At 72.6% G+C, this 15,870-nt stretch carries 19 protein-coding genes; 5 read left to right on the top strand and 14 right to left on the bottom strand.

The window, feature by feature from the left end:
- Positions 1–26: 26 nt before the first annotated feature.
- Genes VGE38_RS08455 through VGE38_RS08445 form a run of 3 tightly spaced genes read right to left on the bottom strand, consistent with a single transcriptional unit; the run spans position 27 to position 2,306 of the window.
- Positions 27–902 carry an Fpg/Nei family DNA glycosylase gene (locus VGE38_RS08455; protein WP_331142091.1) on the bottom strand — a complete coding sequence of 292 codons (876 nt, stop codon included), beginning with the start codon at positions 900–902 and terminating at the stop codon, positions 27–29.
- A 3-nt stretch (positions 903–905) separates the two neighbouring features.
- A complete protein-coding gene (locus tag VGE38_RS08450; RefSeq protein ID WP_331142090.1) occupies positions 906–1,424 on the bottom strand; it encodes a ribose-5-phosphate isomerase in 519 nt (172 codons plus the stop codon).
- A gap of 12 nt (positions 1,425–1,436) precedes the next feature.
- A complete protein-coding gene (locus VGE38_RS08445) occupies positions 1,437–2,306 on the bottom strand; it encodes an alpha/beta hydrolase (RefSeq protein ID WP_331142089.1) in 870 nt (289 codons plus the stop codon).
- A 71-nt stretch (positions 2,307–2,377) separates the two neighbouring features.
- On the opposite strand from VGE38_RS08445, the gene VGE38_RS08440 reads away from it, so the two are divergent.
- Together VGE38_RS08440 and VGE38_RS08435 are read left to right on the top strand one after the other, a co-directional pair.
- The gene (locus tag VGE38_RS08440) at positions 2,378–3,700 is read left to right on the top strand and encodes a hypothetical protein (protein ID WP_331142088.1); all 1,323 of its coding nucleotides are present in this window, start codon (positions 2,378–2,380) and stop codon (positions 3,698–3,700) included.
- A gap of 41 nt (positions 3,701–3,741) precedes the next feature.
- Complete coding sequence (locus VGE38_RS08435) at positions 3,742–4,530, top strand: SDR family NAD(P)-dependent oxidoreductase (protein ID WP_331142087.1); 789 nt, start codon at positions 3,742–3,744, stop codon at positions 4,528–4,530.
- Positions 4,531–4,548: 18 nt separating this feature from the next.
- On the opposite strand, the gene rdgB is transcribed toward VGE38_RS08435, so the two are convergent.
- The 6 genes from rdgB to murI are packed head-to-tail and all read right to left on the bottom strand — an operon-like array spanning position 4,549 to position 9,303.
- Positions 4,549–5,157 (bottom strand): RdgB/HAM1 family non-canonical purine NTP pyrophosphatase, encoded by a 609-nt coding sequence (rdgB, locus tag VGE38_RS08430; protein WP_331142086.1) that lies wholly within the window; start codon positions 5,155–5,157, stop codon positions 4,549–4,551.
- Positions 5,154–5,882: a ribonuclease PH gene (gene rph, locus VGE38_RS08425; protein ID WP_331142085.1), complete on the bottom strand. Its 729-nt coding sequence runs from the start codon at positions 5,880–5,882 to the stop codon at positions 5,154–5,156. Before rph ends, rdgB begins: the two co-directional genes overlap by 4 nt.
- A gap of 50 nt (positions 5,883–5,932) precedes the next feature.
- Positions 5,933–6,736, bottom strand: coding sequence for an ABC transporter permease (locus VGE38_RS08420; protein WP_331142084.1), 804 nt, complete (start codon positions 6,734–6,736; stop codon positions 5,933–5,935).
- Positions 6,733–7,671, bottom strand: a complete 939-nt coding sequence (locus VGE38_RS08415) for an ABC transporter ATP-binding protein (RefSeq protein WP_331142083.1) — start codon at positions 7,669–7,671, stop codon at positions 6,733–6,735. The genes VGE38_RS08420 and VGE38_RS08415 overlap by 4 nt, the downstream gene beginning before the upstream one ends.
- A gap of 37 nt (positions 7,672–7,708) precedes the next feature.
- The gene (locus tag VGE38_RS08410) at positions 7,709–8,491 is read right to left on the bottom strand and encodes an MBL fold metallo-hydrolase (protein WP_331142082.1); all 783 of its coding nucleotides are present in this window, start codon (positions 8,489–8,491) and stop codon (positions 7,709–7,711) included.
- Positions 8,488–9,303 carry a glutamate racemase gene (gene murI, locus VGE38_RS08405; RefSeq protein WP_331142115.1) on the bottom strand — a complete coding sequence of 272 codons (816 nt, stop codon included), beginning with the start codon at positions 9,301–9,303 and terminating at the stop codon, positions 8,488–8,490. The genes VGE38_RS08410 and murI overlap by 4 nt, the downstream gene beginning before the upstream one ends.
- Before the next feature lie 117 nt (positions 9,304–9,420).
- Between murI and VGE38_RS08400 the strand changes: the two genes are divergently transcribed.
- Positions 9,421–10,467, top strand: coding sequence for an alkaline phosphatase family protein (locus VGE38_RS08400; protein WP_331142081.1), 1,047 nt, complete (start codon positions 9,421–9,423; stop codon positions 10,465–10,467).
- A gap of 43 nt (positions 10,468–10,510) precedes the next feature.
- Here the strand turns inward: VGE38_RS08400 and VGE38_RS08395 are convergent, their stop codons facing one another.
- The 5 genes from VGE38_RS08395 to clpS all read right to left on the bottom strand — a co-directional run bounded on the left by VGE38_RS08395 (position 10,511) and on the right by clpS (position 13,214).
- The gene (locus VGE38_RS08395) at positions 10,511–11,458 is read right to left on the bottom strand and encodes a PLP-dependent cysteine synthase family protein (RefSeq protein ID WP_331142080.1); all 948 of its coding nucleotides are present in this window, start codon (positions 11,456–11,458) and stop codon (positions 10,511–10,513) included.
- Between the two features lie 44 nt (positions 11,459–11,502).
- Positions 11,503–11,790 carry a MoaD/ThiS family protein gene (locus VGE38_RS08390; protein WP_331142079.1) on the bottom strand — a complete coding sequence of 96 codons (288 nt, stop codon included), beginning with the start codon at positions 11,788–11,790 and terminating at the stop codon, positions 11,503–11,505.
- A gap of 12 nt (positions 11,791–11,802) precedes the next feature.
- Positions 11,803–12,249, bottom strand: a complete 447-nt coding sequence (locus tag VGE38_RS08385; RefSeq protein ID WP_331142078.1) for a M67 family metallopeptidase — start codon at positions 12,247–12,249, stop codon at positions 11,803–11,805.
- Positions 12,250–12,331: 82 nt separating this feature from the next.
- Positions 12,332–12,913, bottom strand: a complete 582-nt coding sequence (locus VGE38_RS08380) for a DUF2017 domain-containing protein (RefSeq protein WP_331142077.1) — start codon at positions 12,911–12,913, stop codon at positions 12,332–12,334.
- 7 nt (positions 12,914–12,920) lie between these two features.
- Positions 12,921–13,214, bottom strand: coding sequence for an ATP-dependent Clp protease adapter ClpS (clpS, locus tag VGE38_RS08375; RefSeq protein ID WP_331142076.1), 294 nt, complete (start codon positions 13,212–13,214; stop codon positions 12,921–12,923).
- Between the two features lie 28 nt (positions 13,215–13,242).
- Between clpS and VGE38_RS08370 the strand changes: the two genes are divergently transcribed.
- A complete protein-coding gene (locus VGE38_RS08370) occupies positions 13,243–14,556 on the top strand; it encodes a nicotinate phosphoribosyltransferase (protein WP_331142114.1) in 1,314 nt (437 codons plus the stop codon).
- A gap of 66 nt (positions 14,557–14,622) precedes the next feature.
- Complete coding sequence (locus VGE38_RS08365) at positions 14,623–15,858, top strand: MFS transporter (RefSeq protein ID WP_331142075.1); 1,236 nt, start codon at positions 14,623–14,625, stop codon at positions 15,856–15,858.
- Positions 15,859–15,870: the final 12 nt, after the last annotated feature.

Raw genomic sequence — 15,870 nt, 5'->3', positions numbered from 1 at the left:
GGGGCTGGGGAGCCATCACTCTACGGTCAACGGCGTGGTGTCGCGCCGCGAACCGCCCGGACGGCGGTTCGCGGCCGGTAACGGCGCTGGCAACCGGGGCACCAGAACAGGTTGCGGCCCTCCAGGGCGGCGGTGCGGATGACCGCGCCGCAGACGTGGCACGGCTGGCCGGCGCGCCGGTAGACGTAGACCTCGCCGCCGTGGTCGTCGACGCGGGGATCGCGGCCCATCGCCTCCGGGGTGTGCTCGTCGCGGACGGTGTCGATGCGGTTGCGCTCCACGCCGGTCCGCATCAGGCCGACCAGGTCGTCCCACATCGCGTCCCACTGGCGTCGGCTCAGGCTCGCCCCGGGGCGCAGCGGGTCGACGCGGTGGCGGAAGAGCAGCTCGGCCCGGTACACGTTGCCCACGCCCGCCAGCACGGCCTGGTCCATCAGCAGCGAGGCGATGCTGCGCTGGCTGCCGCCGATCCGCTTCCAGGCCCGGTCGGGGTCGCCCCCGTCCTCGGGGTCACGCAGCGGGTCGGGGCCGAGCTTGGCCACGCAGGCGTCGCGCTGCTCCAGCGTCCACAGATCGCAGGCGGTCGCGCCGCGCAGGTCGGCGAGGTGCTCCCGCCCGACGAGCCGCAGGCGCACCTGCCCGACGGGCGGCGGCACCTCGCCGTCGTACGGCGTGATCGCGAGCTTGCCGATCAGGCCGAGGTGGATGTGGACGAACCGCTCACCCGGGAACTCCAGGAACAGCTGCTTGCCCCACGCCTCGGCGCTCTCGAGCACCTGGCCGTCGAGCTGGCGTGCCTCGGCGTCGAAGCGGCCCTGCGGGCTGCCGACCCTGACCTGCTGCCCGGCGAAGGCGTCAGTGAGATCGAGCGCGAGCCGGTGGAGGGTGTGCCCTTCGGGCATCCCTCAGTCCTGGTCCTCGGCCGGGCCGAGGCCGACGGCCGACTCCGGCAACGCCGGGCGGCGGCCGGTCTGCTCGTAGCTGCTGAGCTGCCCGATCCGGCGTACGTGCCGCTCGTCCTCGCTGAAGGGCTCGGCGAGGAAGATCTCCACGAACCGGGTCATGTCCTCGAGGCTGTGCATCCGGCCTCCGACGGCGACCACCTGCGCGTCGTTGTGGTCGCGGGCGAGCTTGGCGGTCTCGTCGCTCCACACCAGGGCGGCGCGGATGCCCTTGACCTTGTTGGCGGCCATCTGCTCGCCGTTGCCCGAGCCGCCGATGACGACGCCGAGGCTGTCCAGTCCCTGCTCCCGCTCGCGCGCGACCGCCTCGGCCGCACGGATGCAGAACACCGGGTAGTCGTCGAGGGCGTCGTAGACGAAGGGGCCGTGGTCGACCACCTCGAAGCCGAGCGACGTCAGGCGGTCGGTGAGGTGGCTCTTGAGGTCGAGGCCGGCATGGTCGCAGCCGAGGTGCACGCGCATGGGGCGATTCTGTCAGCCGTAGGAGGCGAGGAAGCCGGCCACCTGCCGGATGAGGCGTTCGGAGCTCGCGAACGCCTCCTGGCGCCAGAACCCGTGGGTCTGACCGAGGTAGCGCGTCGCGGTCACTTCGACGCCGGCGGCGTCCAGGCGGCGGGCCAGCTCCTCGCCCTCGTCACGCAGCGGGTCGTGCTCCGCGGTGACGACCAGTGTCGGCGGCAGGGTGCCCAGTCGGTCGCTGCGCAGCGGCGCCAGGTCGGGGTGGCGGAGGTCGGCCGCGGACGCGGCGTACTGCTGCCAGTACCAGGTCGCCTCGCGGGGGTCGAAGCCGTCGGCGGCGGTGCGGTAGGAGTCCCAGCCCGCATCCGGGTCGAGGAAGGGGTAGATGAGGACGGCGGCCCGGAACCGGCCGGGGTGGCGCAGCGCCGCCACCAGCGCGAGGTTGCCGCCGGCGCTGTCACCGTGGACGTAGAGCGGGCCGCGCCACCGGTCCTGCGCGGCGAGCCAGGCCAGCACGGTGTCGACGTCGTCGGGGGCGGCCGGGAACCGGTGCTCCGGCGGTCGGCGGTAGTCGACGCTCAGGACCCGCAGCCCCGCGCGGTTGGCGAAGCGGCGCGACACCGCGTCGTGCACGTCGATGTCATGGAAGACGAAGCCGCCGCCGTGCAGGTGCACCACCAGCCCGGGGCGCGCACCGTCGGGCGTGTAGAGCCGGCACCGGACGCCGTCGGCGTCGATCTCCTCGACCTCGGCGACCTCTTCCCGGGCGGCCCGCGCGGCCTCGGCGCGGGCGGCCGTCCGGGCGGCGGCGATGTCGGTCTCCCAGACCGGCGGCTCGGCAGCAGCGGCCTCGACCGCGCGCGCGGCCTGTCGGAACAGCACCATGGCCCGAGCGTAGAGAATCGACGGGGCGCTCGGCGCCAGACACTGTCGGTGGCAGGTGCTTGAGTCGACCCATGACCAGCAGCGTCGACCTCGAGCAGCTCGCCGAGCTCCCTGACGGGGAGTTCCTCGACGAGCTCGAGGAGACCGGCGTGCGCGAGCGTGAGCTCGCGGTGAAGAAGCTGGTGATGGCCTACGCGTGGGCGGTGCGCCATCCCGAGCAGGTGCTCGATCCCGCCGAGGCCGCACGTCCGGGGCGGGAGAAGGCCCGGCGCCACGGCGGCGACGGGACGCCGACGGTGACCGAGTTCGCCGCCGCGGCGTTCGCCGCCCGGCTCGGCATCACCACCTGGGCCGGCGCCGCGCTGATCGCCGACGCGCTCGACCTGCAGCACCGGTTCCCGGTGCTGTGGGAGCGGGTGCGGCGACTGGAGGTGCGCGACTCCTACGCACGGTTCGTGGCGCGGCGGGCGCGTGACTTGAGCAGGGAGCAGGCGGCGTACGTCGACGCCCGGGTGGCCGAGTCCGCGGACGGCCGGATCCCGTGGTCGCGGTTCGAGGCGCTCGTGGAGGGCGCCGTCGTGGCCGCCGACGTCGACGCCGCACGCGAGCGCGAGGAGCGTGCGGCGCGGGCGACCTTCGCCAAGCGGATCCGCACGCAGGCCGACGGCATGGCCACCTTCATGATCCGTGCCGACGTCGCCACCATCGAGCAGATCGACACCGCGGTGGGCAACCTCGCCGAGACGCTCGGCGACGCGGAGCCGGAGTTCGCCGGCGACACCGCTCGGGTCGAGGCGCTGCGCCGAGCGCTGGCCAACGCCGGCCTCGCCGGGGCCAAGGGCCGCAGCGCCACGCTCTTCGTCCACGTCTACGCGCCGTGTCCGGCGCACCCCGACACCGACGAGATCGCCCGGGTCGAGGGCCACGGCGCCGTCACAGAGGCGTGGATCCGCCGCGTGCTCGGCGAGGACGCGAGGGCGACGATCAAGGTCCAGCCCGTCCTCGACCTGGCGGACCGTGCGCCCGTCGACGCCTACGAGATCCCCGACCGACATCGACGGGCCGTGCGTCTGCTGACGCCGGCCGACATCTTCCCGTTCGCCTCCTGCACCGACGGCACCATGCAGATCGACCACACCCTCGCCCATGGCGCGGGCGGCGAGAGCGCGCTCGGGAACTACGGCCCCATGACCACCCAGCACCACCGCATCAAGACCCACGCCGGCTGGGACGTCCAACAGCCCTATCCCGGCGTCTTCCTGTGGCGCGATCCCTACGGCGCGCTCTACCTCGTCGACAACACCGGCACCCGAACAGTGCCTCGCCGCCGGGACCAGCAGCGGTACGACCTCTTCATGGACCGGCTGAGGGCCGAGCTGCAGCTGACCGCGTGAGCCTCCTTGAGCCGACCGCCGACGGCGGGGTACCGGGCCGCATGTCCATCCACGACAGCAACCCCGGCACCGCGGTCGTGACCGGTGCCTCCACCGGCATCGGGCGATCGATCGCACGCCAGCTGGCCGAGCACGGGTTCGACCTGGTGATCGCGGCCGACGAGCCGGAGATCCACGCCACCGCCGCCGCGCTGGAGCCCCTGGGCACCATCGTCCGCGCCGTCGAAGCCGACCTGGCGACGCCTCAGGGGGTGGAGGAGCTCTACGCGGCCGTGCCCACCGACCGGGTCAGCGTGCTCGTCCTCAATGCCGGCATCGGCGTCGCGGGGCGGTTCCACGAGTCCTCGCTGGCCGGGCACCTCCGCGTGGTCGACCTCAACGTCCGCTCGACGGTGCACCTCGCGCACCTGGTGATCCCCCACCTGGTCGCCAACGGGTACGGCCGCGTGCTCGTCACCTCCTCGATCGCGGGGCTGGCACCGGGGCCGTACCACTCGACGTACGCCGCGTCGAAGGCGTTCGGCCACTCCTTCGCCGAGGCGCTCCGGACCGAGCTCAAGGACACCGGCGTCACCGTGACCTCATTGATGCCCGGGCCGACCGACACCGCCTTCTTCGAGCGCGCCGACATGCTCGACACCGTCATCGCCCAGGGTCGCAAGGACGACCCCGACGACGTCGCCCGCGACGCCCTGGAGGCCCTGATGGCAGGCCGGCACCGGGTGGTGGCCGGAGCCTTCCGCAACCGGGTCCAGGCCGAGCTGGGCAACCACCTGCCCGAGCCGCTCGTGGCGCCGGTCGCGGCCCGGATGGTCAAGCCGAAGAGCTAGCGGCGGAGCGCCCTTTCGTCAGCTTTGCAGCGCCGCGGCGATCTGCGGCGCGATCTCGCGCAGCGCCTTCCCCCGGTGCGAGATCGCGTCCTTGTCCTCGACCGACAGCTCGGCTGTCGTGACGCCCGGGTGGTCGTCGGCCTCGAACAGCACGTCATAGCCGAAGCCGCCGCTCCCCCGCTCGCTGAACACCACCTGGCCGTCCATCCGGCCCTCCACGACCAGCTCGCCACCGGGGTAGACGAACGCGACGGCGCACCGGAAGTGGGCGCCGCGGCGCTCGGTGGGTACGTCGAGCAGCTGGTCGAGCAGCAGCTGGTTGTTGCGGGCGTCGGACTTCGGCCGGCCCGACCAGCGCGCGGAGAGCACGCCCGGCATGCCGTTGAGCGCGTCGACGCAGAGCCCGGAGTCGTCGGCCACCGTCGGCAGCCCGGTCGCCGCGAACCCGGCCCGCGCCTTCAGCAGCGCGTTCCCGGCGAAGTCCGGGGCGTCCTCCACCGGCTCCTCGTAGAACTCCACGTCGTCGAGGCCGACGACGGCCAGGGACGGCATGAGCGGCGCGAGGATCCGCTCCATCTCGGCCAGCTTCTTGGCGTTGCGCGAGGCGACGAAGATCCGGACGCTCACCGGGCCAGCGCCTCGTGCTGCAACAGGGTGAGGTCGGCGCAGCCCTTCTCCCCCAGGGCGAGGAGCGCGTCGAGCTCGGCCCGGTCGAACGCCGCCCCCTCGGCGGTGCCCTGCACCTCCACGAACTTGCCCTCGCCGGTCATCACGATGTTCATGTCGGTCTCGGCCCGCACGTCCTCCTCGTAGGGCAGGTCCAGGCGCGGCACGCCGTCGATGATGCCGACCGACACAGCCGCGACCGAGCCGGTCAGCGGGTTGCCGGTCAGCAGCCCCTGGCCCTTGAGGTGCGCCACGGCATCGGCCAGGGCGACGTACGCACCGGTGATGGAGGCGGTCCGGGTGCCGCCGTCGGCCTGGAGTACGTCGCAGTCGATCTGGATGGTGTTCTCCCCGAGCGCCTTGTAGTCGATGACGGCGCGCAGCGAGCGGCCGATCAACCGGGAGATCTCGTGCGTGCGCCCACCGATGCGGCCCTTGACCGACTCGCGGTCCGAGCGGGTGTTGGTCGAGGCCGGGAGCATGGCGTACTCCGCGGTGACCCACCCCAGGCCGGAGCCCTTGCGCCACCGGGGCACGCCCTCGGAGGCCGACGCGGCGCACAGCACCTTCGTCTTGCCGAACTCCACCAGCACCGAGCCGGCGGCGTGGTCGAGCCAGTGGCGGGTGATCGTGATGTCGCGGAGCTGGTCGTCGCCGCGGCCGTCGGCACGGGTGTTGTCGCTCATGGGCAGCAACCCTAGTGCGCGCCCCGACGGCCGCCGGCTCGCGGTTGCGGCTACTTGACCTCGGCGCGCAGGATGCGGCGCAGTCCGATCACGGTGGGCACCACGAGCCAGACGAACCCGGAGACGAGCAGGTGCGCCCAGTCCTCGCCGGTCATGGCCGAGAGGTCGAACAGCTCCTGCTGCGCGGCGCCGAAGTCGAGCCAGGGAGCCACGTCCGCGAACCAGTCGATCAGCTGGGAGCCGATCGCGAAGAGGGTGGGAAGCACGAACCGGTACACGAAGAACAGCACGATCGCCGCGGCGGTGTTGAGCAGCAGAGCCGCGAGCGCGAAGCCGATCAGCATCGCGAGGTTCTGGGTGATGAAGAAGCCCCAGAAGCCGTCGGCGCCGAAGTGCCAGTCCGACCGGCCGACGAGCGCGTCGGACAGCACCGTGCACAGGGCGCCGACCACGATCGCGAAGACGACGGTGGCCACCGTGAGCAGGAGACCCACGACGAGCTTGGCGAGCACCACCCTGGACCGGCGCGACTCCAGCGTGAAGGTCACCATCGCGGAGCGCTGCGTCCACTCGGTGGTGACCAGCATGATGCCGAGGACGGGGAGCAGGACCGAGGTGAGGAACGCGGCGACGGCGGTGTAGTCGCCGAACTGGATCGTGGTGTCCTGGGTCGCGGTGACGATGAGGGCGATCGTCTCGGCCAGCAGCACACCGAACGCGATGGTCGCCAGCAACCAGAAGCTGGCGCGGGTGTCGTAGGTCTTGCGCAGCTCGACCGCGGTCAGCCGGGCGAACGGGATGCCGGAGGTCTGCGAGACGTCCAACGTGAACGGGTCGCGGGTGTAGGTGGTCATGCGATCGTCCCCTCGCGGGTCGGAGCCGGGAGCGTGTCGGACGCCTCGCGCTGGCTCTCGGCGGTCAGCTCGAGGAAGAGGTCCTCCAGACCGGCGGCGCCGTCGCGCAGGTCGGTGAGCACCACCTGGCGCTCGAGCGCGGTGCGGCCGACCTCGTCGGTCGCGGCGTGCACCCGCAGGCCGTGGCCGGCCGCCTCGACGTCGTACCCCTTGCCTCGCAGCGCGTCGGCGAGCCGGTCGTTGTCGAGGGAGGTCACCAGGGACAGCTTCGGGCCATGGGCACCGGCCAGCAGCGTGGCGCGGTCGCCCTGGGCCACGATCCTGCCCCGGCCGATGAGGATCATCTCGTCGGCGATCTGCTCGACCTCGTGCAGCAGGTGGCTGGAGAGCAGCACCGTGCCTCCGTTGTCGGCGAAGCCCTTGAGCAGCCCGCGCATCCAGCGGATCCCGGCGGGGTCGAGGCCGTTGGCGGGCTCGTCGAGGATCAGCACCTGCGGGTCGCCGAGCAGCGCGTGGGCGATGCCGAGGCGCTGCTTCATCCCGAGGGAGTAGTTCTTGACGCGGCGCTTGGCCTCCGCGCGGGTCAGCGAGACGAGCTCGAGCATCTCGTCGACACGCGCGGCCGGCAGACCCATGGTCCTGGCGCCGAGCGCGAGCACCTCGCGGCCGGTGCGGCCACCGTGCTGCGCGGATGCGTCCAGCAGCACCCCGACGTGGCGGCCCGGGTTGGGGATGTCGTGGTAGCGCAGCCCGCCGATCGTGGCCTGGCCCCGGGTCGGCGGCGTGAGCCCGACCAGCACCCGCATGGTGGTCGACTTGCCGGCGCCGTTGGGCCCCAGGAAGCCGGTCACCCGGCCGGGCTGGCAGACGAAGCTCACGTCGTCGACGGCGACGAACGAGCCGTACGCGCGTGTCAGTCCTTCGACCTTGATCATGGGTACACCCTGCCCTGTCGCGGGTGCCGGCCGCAGGTCAGACCGTGTAGACGTTGCCGGGGGCGGCCAGCTCCGCCGGCCCGTCGAAGGTGCCGACCGCCTCCGTCAGCATCGCGCCAGCGTCGTGCCACGGCGGCACGTGGGTGAGCACGAGCCGCTTCGCGCGGGCGCGACCGGCCAGCTCGCCGGCCTCGGCGCCGGTCAGGTGCAGGCTGGGCGGGTTGGGGTCACCGGTGCGGAACGACGCCTCGGCGAGTAGCAGGTCCACGCCGTCGGCGAGCTCGTCCAGCGCCGCGGTGGGGCCGGTGTCGCCGGTGTAGCAGATCGTGGAGCCCCCGGCCTCGATGCGCAGGCCGTAGGCCTCGACCGGGTGGTCGACCGCGGCCGGCGTGACGGTGAACGGCCCGACCTGGAAGACGCCTCGGTAGCGGTGGAACTCGAACTCCTCGCGCATGCCGGGCTTGCGCGGCAGGTCGTAGGCCTTCGCGAGCCGCCGAGCGGTCCCCTTCGGGCCCCAGACGGGGATCTTCGGCTGGGTGCCCGAGGGGTGGTACTTGCGCAGCACGTAGTAGCTCGTCATGTCGACGCAGTGGTCGGCGTGCAGGTGGCTGAGCAGCACGGCGTCGACGGCCAGCGGGTCGACGTACCGCTGCAGCGCGCCCAGGGCGCCGTTGCCGAGGTCGAGCAGGACGCTCCAGGTGCGGCCGGGCTCGCCCGGGTCCTCGGCCTGCAGCAGGTAGCAGCTGGCCGGCGAGTCCGGACCCGGGTAGGAACCAGCGCACCCGACGATCGTCAGCTTCATGCCCATGGGAGTGGTCATGCGAGGCCGCCCACGAACTGCTGCGCCACCGCCAGCTCGGGCCCGAGGAACCGGCGACCGATCGTCTCGAAGGCCTCGGGGTGGCCGGTGGTGAGGAAGGTGTACGCCGGCTCGCCGGACGCCCGGAGCACTCCGTGCTCGGTGAGGGTCCGGTAGACGTCCTTGGCGCACTCCTCCGCGCTGCTCACGAGCGTGACGTTATCGCCCATGACGTAGGAGATGACGCCGGTCAGGAGCGGATAGTGCGTGCAGCCGAGGATCAGGGTGTCGATCCCCGCGCTGGTGAGTGGGTCGAGGTACTCGTGCGCCGCGGCGAGCAGCTCCTCGCCGCTGGTGATCCCGGCCTCCACGAACGGCACGAACCGCGGGCAGACGCTGGTGTGCAGCTGGAGGTGAGGGGCGGCGGCGAACGCGTCGTCGTAGGCCATCGACTCGGCGGTCGACTGGGTGCAGATGACGCCGATCCGCCCGGTGCGGCTCGCCGCGACCGCCCGGCGGGTGGCCGGCAGGATCACCTCGACCACCGGGACGTCGTACCGCTCCCGCGCGTCGCGCAGCATCGCGGCGCTCGCGGAGTTGCACGCGATCACGAGCGCCTTCACGCCCTGGTCGACGAGGTGGTCGAGGCACTCCAGGGCGTACTCCCGCACCTCGGCGATCGGCTTCGGGCCGTACGGCGCCCGCGCGGTGTCACCGACGTAGAGGATCGACTCGTGCGGCAGCTGGTCGATGACCGAGCGGGCGACGGTCAGTCCGCCGAAGCCGGAGTCGAAGATCCCGATCGGGGCGTCGACGTCGACGGTGGGGGTCATCGCATGCACAAGGCGCAAGGCTAGGCGCTGCCACCCGGTGCCGCAGCGATCCTTGACCCACGTCACGCGAGACGGTGGTCACGGGCCGGTCGCCGGCCGCCCCGTAACCTCGTCGGCATGACGACTCGTAGCCTCGCCGCTCGGACCGCGGCTCTGTCCCTCGTCGCCCCGCTAGCCGTGCTGCTGCCGGCCTCGGCGGCCGAGCCCGCGCCGGTGCCGGCCCCGGTGTCCCAGGCGTCCGCGGAGCGGCCGGCCCCGACGGGGAAGCGCGTGCTCGCGGTGTCCGTCGACGGCCTCAACGTCCGCGCGATCACCCGTCTGGGCCGCGCCGGAGCTCCGAACCTCCACCGGCTCCTCGCCGAGGGTGCCACCACCCTCAACGCGCGCACCGCCTACGAGCGCACCGAGACGCTCCCCAACCACACCACCATGGTCACCGGCCGGCGCATCGACCGCCGCCACGGCGGACACGGCGTCACCTGGAACGTCGAGCGGCCCCGGATGACCGTGCAGAAGGCCGCCGGCCACCGGGTGGGCTCGGTCTTCACCGCGGTCAGGAAGGCCGGGCTGTCGACCGCCCTGTTCACGACCAAGTCCAAGTTCCGCCACTTCCAGCGGTCCTGGCCCCGGGCGATCGGCCGGTTCGAGCTCGACGCCAACAACGGCCGGCTGGTCCGCAGTGCCATCGTGGACCTCACCACGGCCAACCGGGCGTTCACGTTCCTGCACACCTCGCTGCCCGACGCGGCCGGTCACCAGCACGGCGGCATGAGCGAGCAGTACCTCGCCGCCGTACGCCGCACCGACGCCCTGCTCGGCCGCGTGCTCGCCGCGATCGACGCCCACCCGCTGCTCAAGCGCGAGCTGGTGCTGGTGCTGACCGCGGACCACGGCTTCCGGCCGGGCTCCACGCACCACGAGGCGGCCGGTCGCCCCGCCAACTACAAGGTGCCGTTCCTGGTGTGGGGCGCCGGTGTCGCCCACGGCGACCTCTACGCCCTCAACCCGGGCGACTACCGCGACCCGGGCAACCGCCGGCCGGCGTACCGCGCCGTGCAGCCGATCCGCAACGGCGACGTCGCCAACCTCGCGACCGACCTGCTCGGTCTGCCTGCCGTGCGCGGCAGCCTCTTCGGCACCGCGCAGTCGCTCGACGTCAGCTGATCAGCCCTCCGCGACGTCCGGTGCGTGCGCCGGACGTCGCGGACTAGGCCCAGAGCTGGCCTTCGAGGGACTCCTCGGCCTGGTCGACGGTGCCCTCGTAGGCGCCGGTGGAGAGGTACTTCCAGCCGCCGTCGGCGACGACGAACGCGATGTCGGCCGACTCCCCCGCCTTGACGGCCTTGGCGGCCTGGCCGAGCGCCGCGTGCAGGATGGCGCCGGTCGAGACGCCGGCGAAGATCCCCTCCATCTCGAGCAGCTCGCGGACCCGGCGTACGGCGTCGCGCGGCCCCACCGAGAACCGGGTGTCGATCAGCGAGGCGTCGTAGAGCTCGGGCACGAAGCCCTCGTCGAGGTTGCGCAGGCCGTACACGAGCTCGCCGTACCGCGGCTCCGCGGCAACGATGCGGACGTCGGGCTTGGCGGACCGGAAGAACCGGGAGACGCCCATCAGGGTGCCCGTGGTGCCGAGGCCGGCGACGAAGTGGGTGATCGTCGGCAGGTCGGCCAGGAGCTCGGGGCCGGTGCCCTCCTCGTGCGCGGTGGCGTTGGCGGCGTTGCCGTACTGGTACAGCATCACCCAGTCGGGGTGCTCCTCCGCGAGCCGCTTGGCGACCCGGACCGCCTCGTTGGAGCCACCGGCGGCGGGTGAGGAGACGATCTCGGCGCCCCACATCCGCAGCAGCTGACGGCGCTCCTCGGAGGTGTTCTCCGGCATCACGCAGACGATGCGGTAGCCCTTGAGCTTGGCGGCCATCGCCAGCGAGATGCCGGTGTTGCCCGAGGTCGGCTCCAGGATCGTGCAGCCGGGGCGGAGCAGTCCGTCCTTCTCGGCCTCCTCGACCATCTTCAGGGCCGGGCGGTCCTTGATCGAGCCGGTGGGGTTGCGGTCCTCGAGCTTCGCCCACAGCCGCACGTCCGGCGAGGGAGACAGCCGCGGCAGACCCACCAGCGGCGTGCCGCCGACGGAGGCGAGCAGGTTGTCGAAGCGCATGGCACCAGTCTCCCATCCACCGGTCCGGAGACCCGTGGTGCGGGTCAGCAGCCTCCGGCGACGGCGGGCAGCACGACGATCTGGTCGCCGTCGGCGAGCTGGGCCTCCAGGCCGCCGATGAACCGCACGTCCTCATCGTTGACGTAGACGTTCACGAAGCGGCGCAGGTCCTCCTTGCCGTCCTTGACGTCGATGAGGCGCTCCTTGATCCCGGGGTGGTTGGCCTCCAGGTTCTCGATCAGGGCGCTCAGCGTCGTGCCCTCACCGGAGACGGCCTTCTCGCCGCTGGTGTAGGTGCGCAGGATGGTCGGGATGCGGACCTCGATGGCCATGGGACTCCTCTTTCAGTTGCCGGTCTCGCGACCGGGCAGTTCGGGGACGACGTTGACCTCTTCCTCGGTCACGACGCCGTCGACGATGCGATAGGAACGAAACTCCACAGGGCCCGGGTTATTCCCGTGCTCCCGCGTGCTGACGAGCACGTAGTGGGCACCGGGCTCGCTGGCCAGGCCGATGTCGGTGCGGCTGGGGTAGGCCTCGGTGGCGGTGTGGGAGTGGTAGACGATGACCGGCTCCTCGTCGCGGGCCCACATCTCCTTGTAGAGCTCGAGCAGCTCGGTGGAGTCGAACTCGTAGAACGTCGGGCTGCCGGCGGCGTTGACCATCTCCACCAGCCGCTCGGCGCGGTCGCTGCCCTCCGGGCCCGCCACGATGCCGCAGGCCTCGTCGGGGTGGTCCCGCTTGGCGTGGGCGACGATCGCGTCGTACGTCGCCTGGGCGATGGTGAGCATGAGCGAAGCCTAGGCGGGCGACCGCACGCGCTCGGCCGCGGCCCGGGTGGCGGACAGGTGCGGCGCCCCGGCCGGCGGCCACCTACCCGGACAGCGCGTCGACCAGCGTCTCCTGCAGGTAGCCGACCCACTCGTAGATGTCGTGCGCCTGGCTGCGCGGGTCCTCGTCGGGCAGCGCCTCCCAGCGCGCCTCGTCGCCCTCCTCGACGCCGAGCCGGGTGGCCAGCGCGAGCCGCAGGTCGGTGAAGGAGCGCAGCCAGCCTTCGGCCTCCTCGGGCGTGAGCTCGACGTCGATCATGAGCGAGTCGTCGGCCAGCTGCGGGGGCAGCCCCGCCTCCTCGAGCGCGTCGATGATCGCGGCGGCGCCGGCGGCCTTCCCGTCGCGCAGCCTGCCCTCGGTGAAGCGGCGGAAGTCGGCGGCGGCCTCGTCGTCGTCGCGGTAGGCGGTCGGGAACAGCCGGGCCAGCACCGGGTCCTCGGGCTCGGTGGTGGGGCCGGTGAAGTCGAGCATCGCCTCGAGCGGGTCCTGTGCCACCGGCGCGGCGACCTCGTTGCGCAACAGCTCGACGAGCTGGCCGGCCAGGGAGCGGAGGAGGTCCGCCTCGAAGCCGGTGAAGGTGGCGATCACCCGGCCGCTGCGGCGGTGGCGTGCGAAGCCGGTCATCGGGTGGTCACTCCTGCTTCTCCAGCGTCGCCCACAGGCCGTACTCGTGCATCGCCTGCACGTCGCGCTCCATCTCCTCGCGGGTGCCGGAGCTCACCGCCGAGCGGCCGTCCTCGTGGACCTCGAGCATCAGCTTCTCGGCCTTGGACTTGCCGTAGCCGAAGTACTTCTGGAACACGTAGGTGACGTACGACATGAGGTTGACCGGGTCGTTCCAGACCACCGTGACCCACGGCGTGGCCGGGAGGGTCAGGTCGTCGGTGACGGGCTCGTCGAGTTCGACCGGGCTCGGCGCGGACATGGGGCCATCGTGCCACGGGGGCGACATGATGGGCGTCGTGGACTCCACCGCGCTCCTCACCGACCACTACGAGCTGACGATGCTGCAGGCCGCCCTCGCGGCAGGCACCGCGCAGCGCCGCTCCGTCTTCGAGCTGTTCCCCCGCCGGCTCCCGGAGGGGCGGCGGTACGGCGTCGTGGCCGGTGTCGGGCGTGCCCTGGACGCGATCGAGGCGTTCGTCTTCGACGACGCCACGCTGGCCGCGCTGGAGGGCGTGGTCGACGAGCCGACGCTGGCGTGGCTGGCCGACTACCGCTTCGCCGGCGACATCTGGGGCTACCCGGAGGGCGAGCTCTACTTCGCGCACTCGCCGCTGGTCGTGGTCGAGGCGACGTTCGCCGAGGCCGTCCTGCTGGAGACGGTCCTGCTCTCGATCTACAACCACGACTCGGCGATCGCCTCGGCGGCCTCCCGCATGACGCTGGCCGCCGGCGACCGGCCCTGCATCGAGATGGGGTCCCGGCGCACCCACGAGGAGGCCGCGGTCGCGGCCGCCCGGGCGGCGTACGTCGCCGGCTTCGCCGCGAGCTCGAACCTCGCCGCCCGGCGGCGCTACGGCGTCCCGACGACGGGCACCAGCGCCCACTCGTTCACGCTGCTGCACGACACCGAGGAGCAGGCGTTCCGCGCGCAGGTCGCCTCGCTCGGCACCGGGACCACGCTGCTGGTGGACACCTACGAGATCGCCGAGGCGATCCGGACCGGCGTCGAGGTCGCCGGCCCCGGCCTGGGCGCGGTGCGACTGGACTCCGGTGACCTCGGCGTGCTGGCCGTCCAGGTCCGCGCGCAGCTGGACTCCCTCGGCGCCGGCGACACCAAGATCATCGTCACCAGCGACCTCGACGAGCACGCGATCGCGGCGCTGGCCGCGGCTCCGGTCGACGGCTACGGCGTCGGCACGCAGCTGGTGACCGGCAGCGGGCACCCCACCTGTGGGTTCGTCTACAAGCTGGTCGCCCGGGAGGGCGAGGACGGCGAGCTGGTGTCGGTGGCCAAGCGGTCGACCGACAAGACGTCGATCGGGGGCCGCAAGTTCGCGCTGCGCCGCCGCTCGGCCGACGGCGTCGCCGAGGCCGAGGTCGTCGGCATCGGCACAGCACCCGCCGACGATCCTTCGACAGGCTCACGAGGACGCGGCGACGACCGCCCGCTGCTGGTGCCGCTGGTCCGTGACGGCAAGGTGGTGGGCCGCGAGGAGCTCGACGCCGCGCGCCGACGGCACCAGTCCGCGCGGGCCGAGCTGCCGGTGGAGGCCCAGTCGATGGCGCGCGGGGAGCCGGTCCTGCCGACGATCTTCGCCTGAGCGGACGCGCCCGGCTTCTCCGGCAGAGGTGCCCACCACGGCGCCGACGGGTCTAGAGTCGCGCGGGTGACTTCGATCTCGGCGATGGCACCCCTGCGCGAGCCCTCGTTCCGCTGGTACTTCCTGTCACGCTCGGTCAACCTGGTCGGCAGCACCATGGCGCCGGTCGCGCTCGCCTTCGGAGTGCTGGAGGTCAGCCACTCGGCCAGCGCCCTCGGCATGGTGCTGGCGGCCTACAGCATCCCGATGCTCGCGTTCCTCCTGCTCGGTGGCGTGTTGGCCGACCGCTGGGGACGGCGCCGCGTCATCCAGGCGTCCAACGTCCTCTCCGGCCTGGTCCGCGGCGCGATGGCGGTGCTGATCATCACCGGCCAGGCCGAGCTGTGGTCGCTGGTCGCGCTGGCCGGTCTCAACGGCGTGGTCGTCGCGCCCGGCATGCCGGCGCTGAACGGGATCGTGCCGCAGCTGGTGCCGCGCGCGCAGCTGCAGCAGGCCAACGTGCTGCTCTCCATGACGCGGGCCGCGCTGATGGTCGTGGGGCCGGGTACGGCGGCCGTGCTGGTCGTGACCGTCGGGCCGGGATGGGCCCTCGCGATCGACGCCGTGACGTGGCTGGCGGCCGCCGTACTGCTGGCGCCGGTCGTCATCCCCGCCCCGACCGGCCCGGCCGCCACGCTGGTCGCGGAGCTGCGCGAGGGCTGGCAGCTCTTCCGCCGCACCACCTGGCTGTGGCTGGTCGTCGGGGCCTTCGCACTGCTCAACGCGCTGCACGAGGGTGGCTTCAACACCCTCGGCCCCGTGCGCGCCAAGGAGACGGCCATCGGCGCGACCGGGTGGGGCTGGGCGATGTCGGTGCAGGCTGCCGGGCTGCTGATCGCCACGCTGTTCTTCCTGCGCTGGCAGCTGCAGCGGCCGCTGCTGGTCGGGATGGCGGGCTGTGCGCTGTTCGGCCTGCCGATGATGGTGCTCGGCTGGTCGCCGCACACCGGCCCGCTGCTGCTCGCGGCGTTCGTCTCCGGGATCGGCATCCAGACCTACAGCCTCGGCTGGCACCTCGCCATGCAGGAGCACATCCCCGACGAGCTGCTCTCGCGCGCCTACTCCTACGACCAGCTCGGGTCCTACGCCGCGATCCCCATCGGGCAGCTCGCTGTCGGCCCGCTGGCCGAGCTGTACGGCGTCGGTCCGGTCATCTCGGTCGCCGGACTCGCCTACGTCGTGATCTGCCTGGCCACCCTGCTCTCCGGCACCGTCCGCGGGCTGCCGCGCCGGCCGGGCCAGGTCGAGCTGCAGCCGGGCTGAGGCCAGGCCGGG

The sequence above is a fragment of the Nocardioides sp. genome, from assembly GCF_036405735.1.
GTDB lineage: Bacteria > Actinomycetota > Actinomycetes > Propionibacteriales > Nocardioidaceae > Nocardioides.
This window is presented reverse-complemented; position numbering and strand designations above follow the sequence as displayed.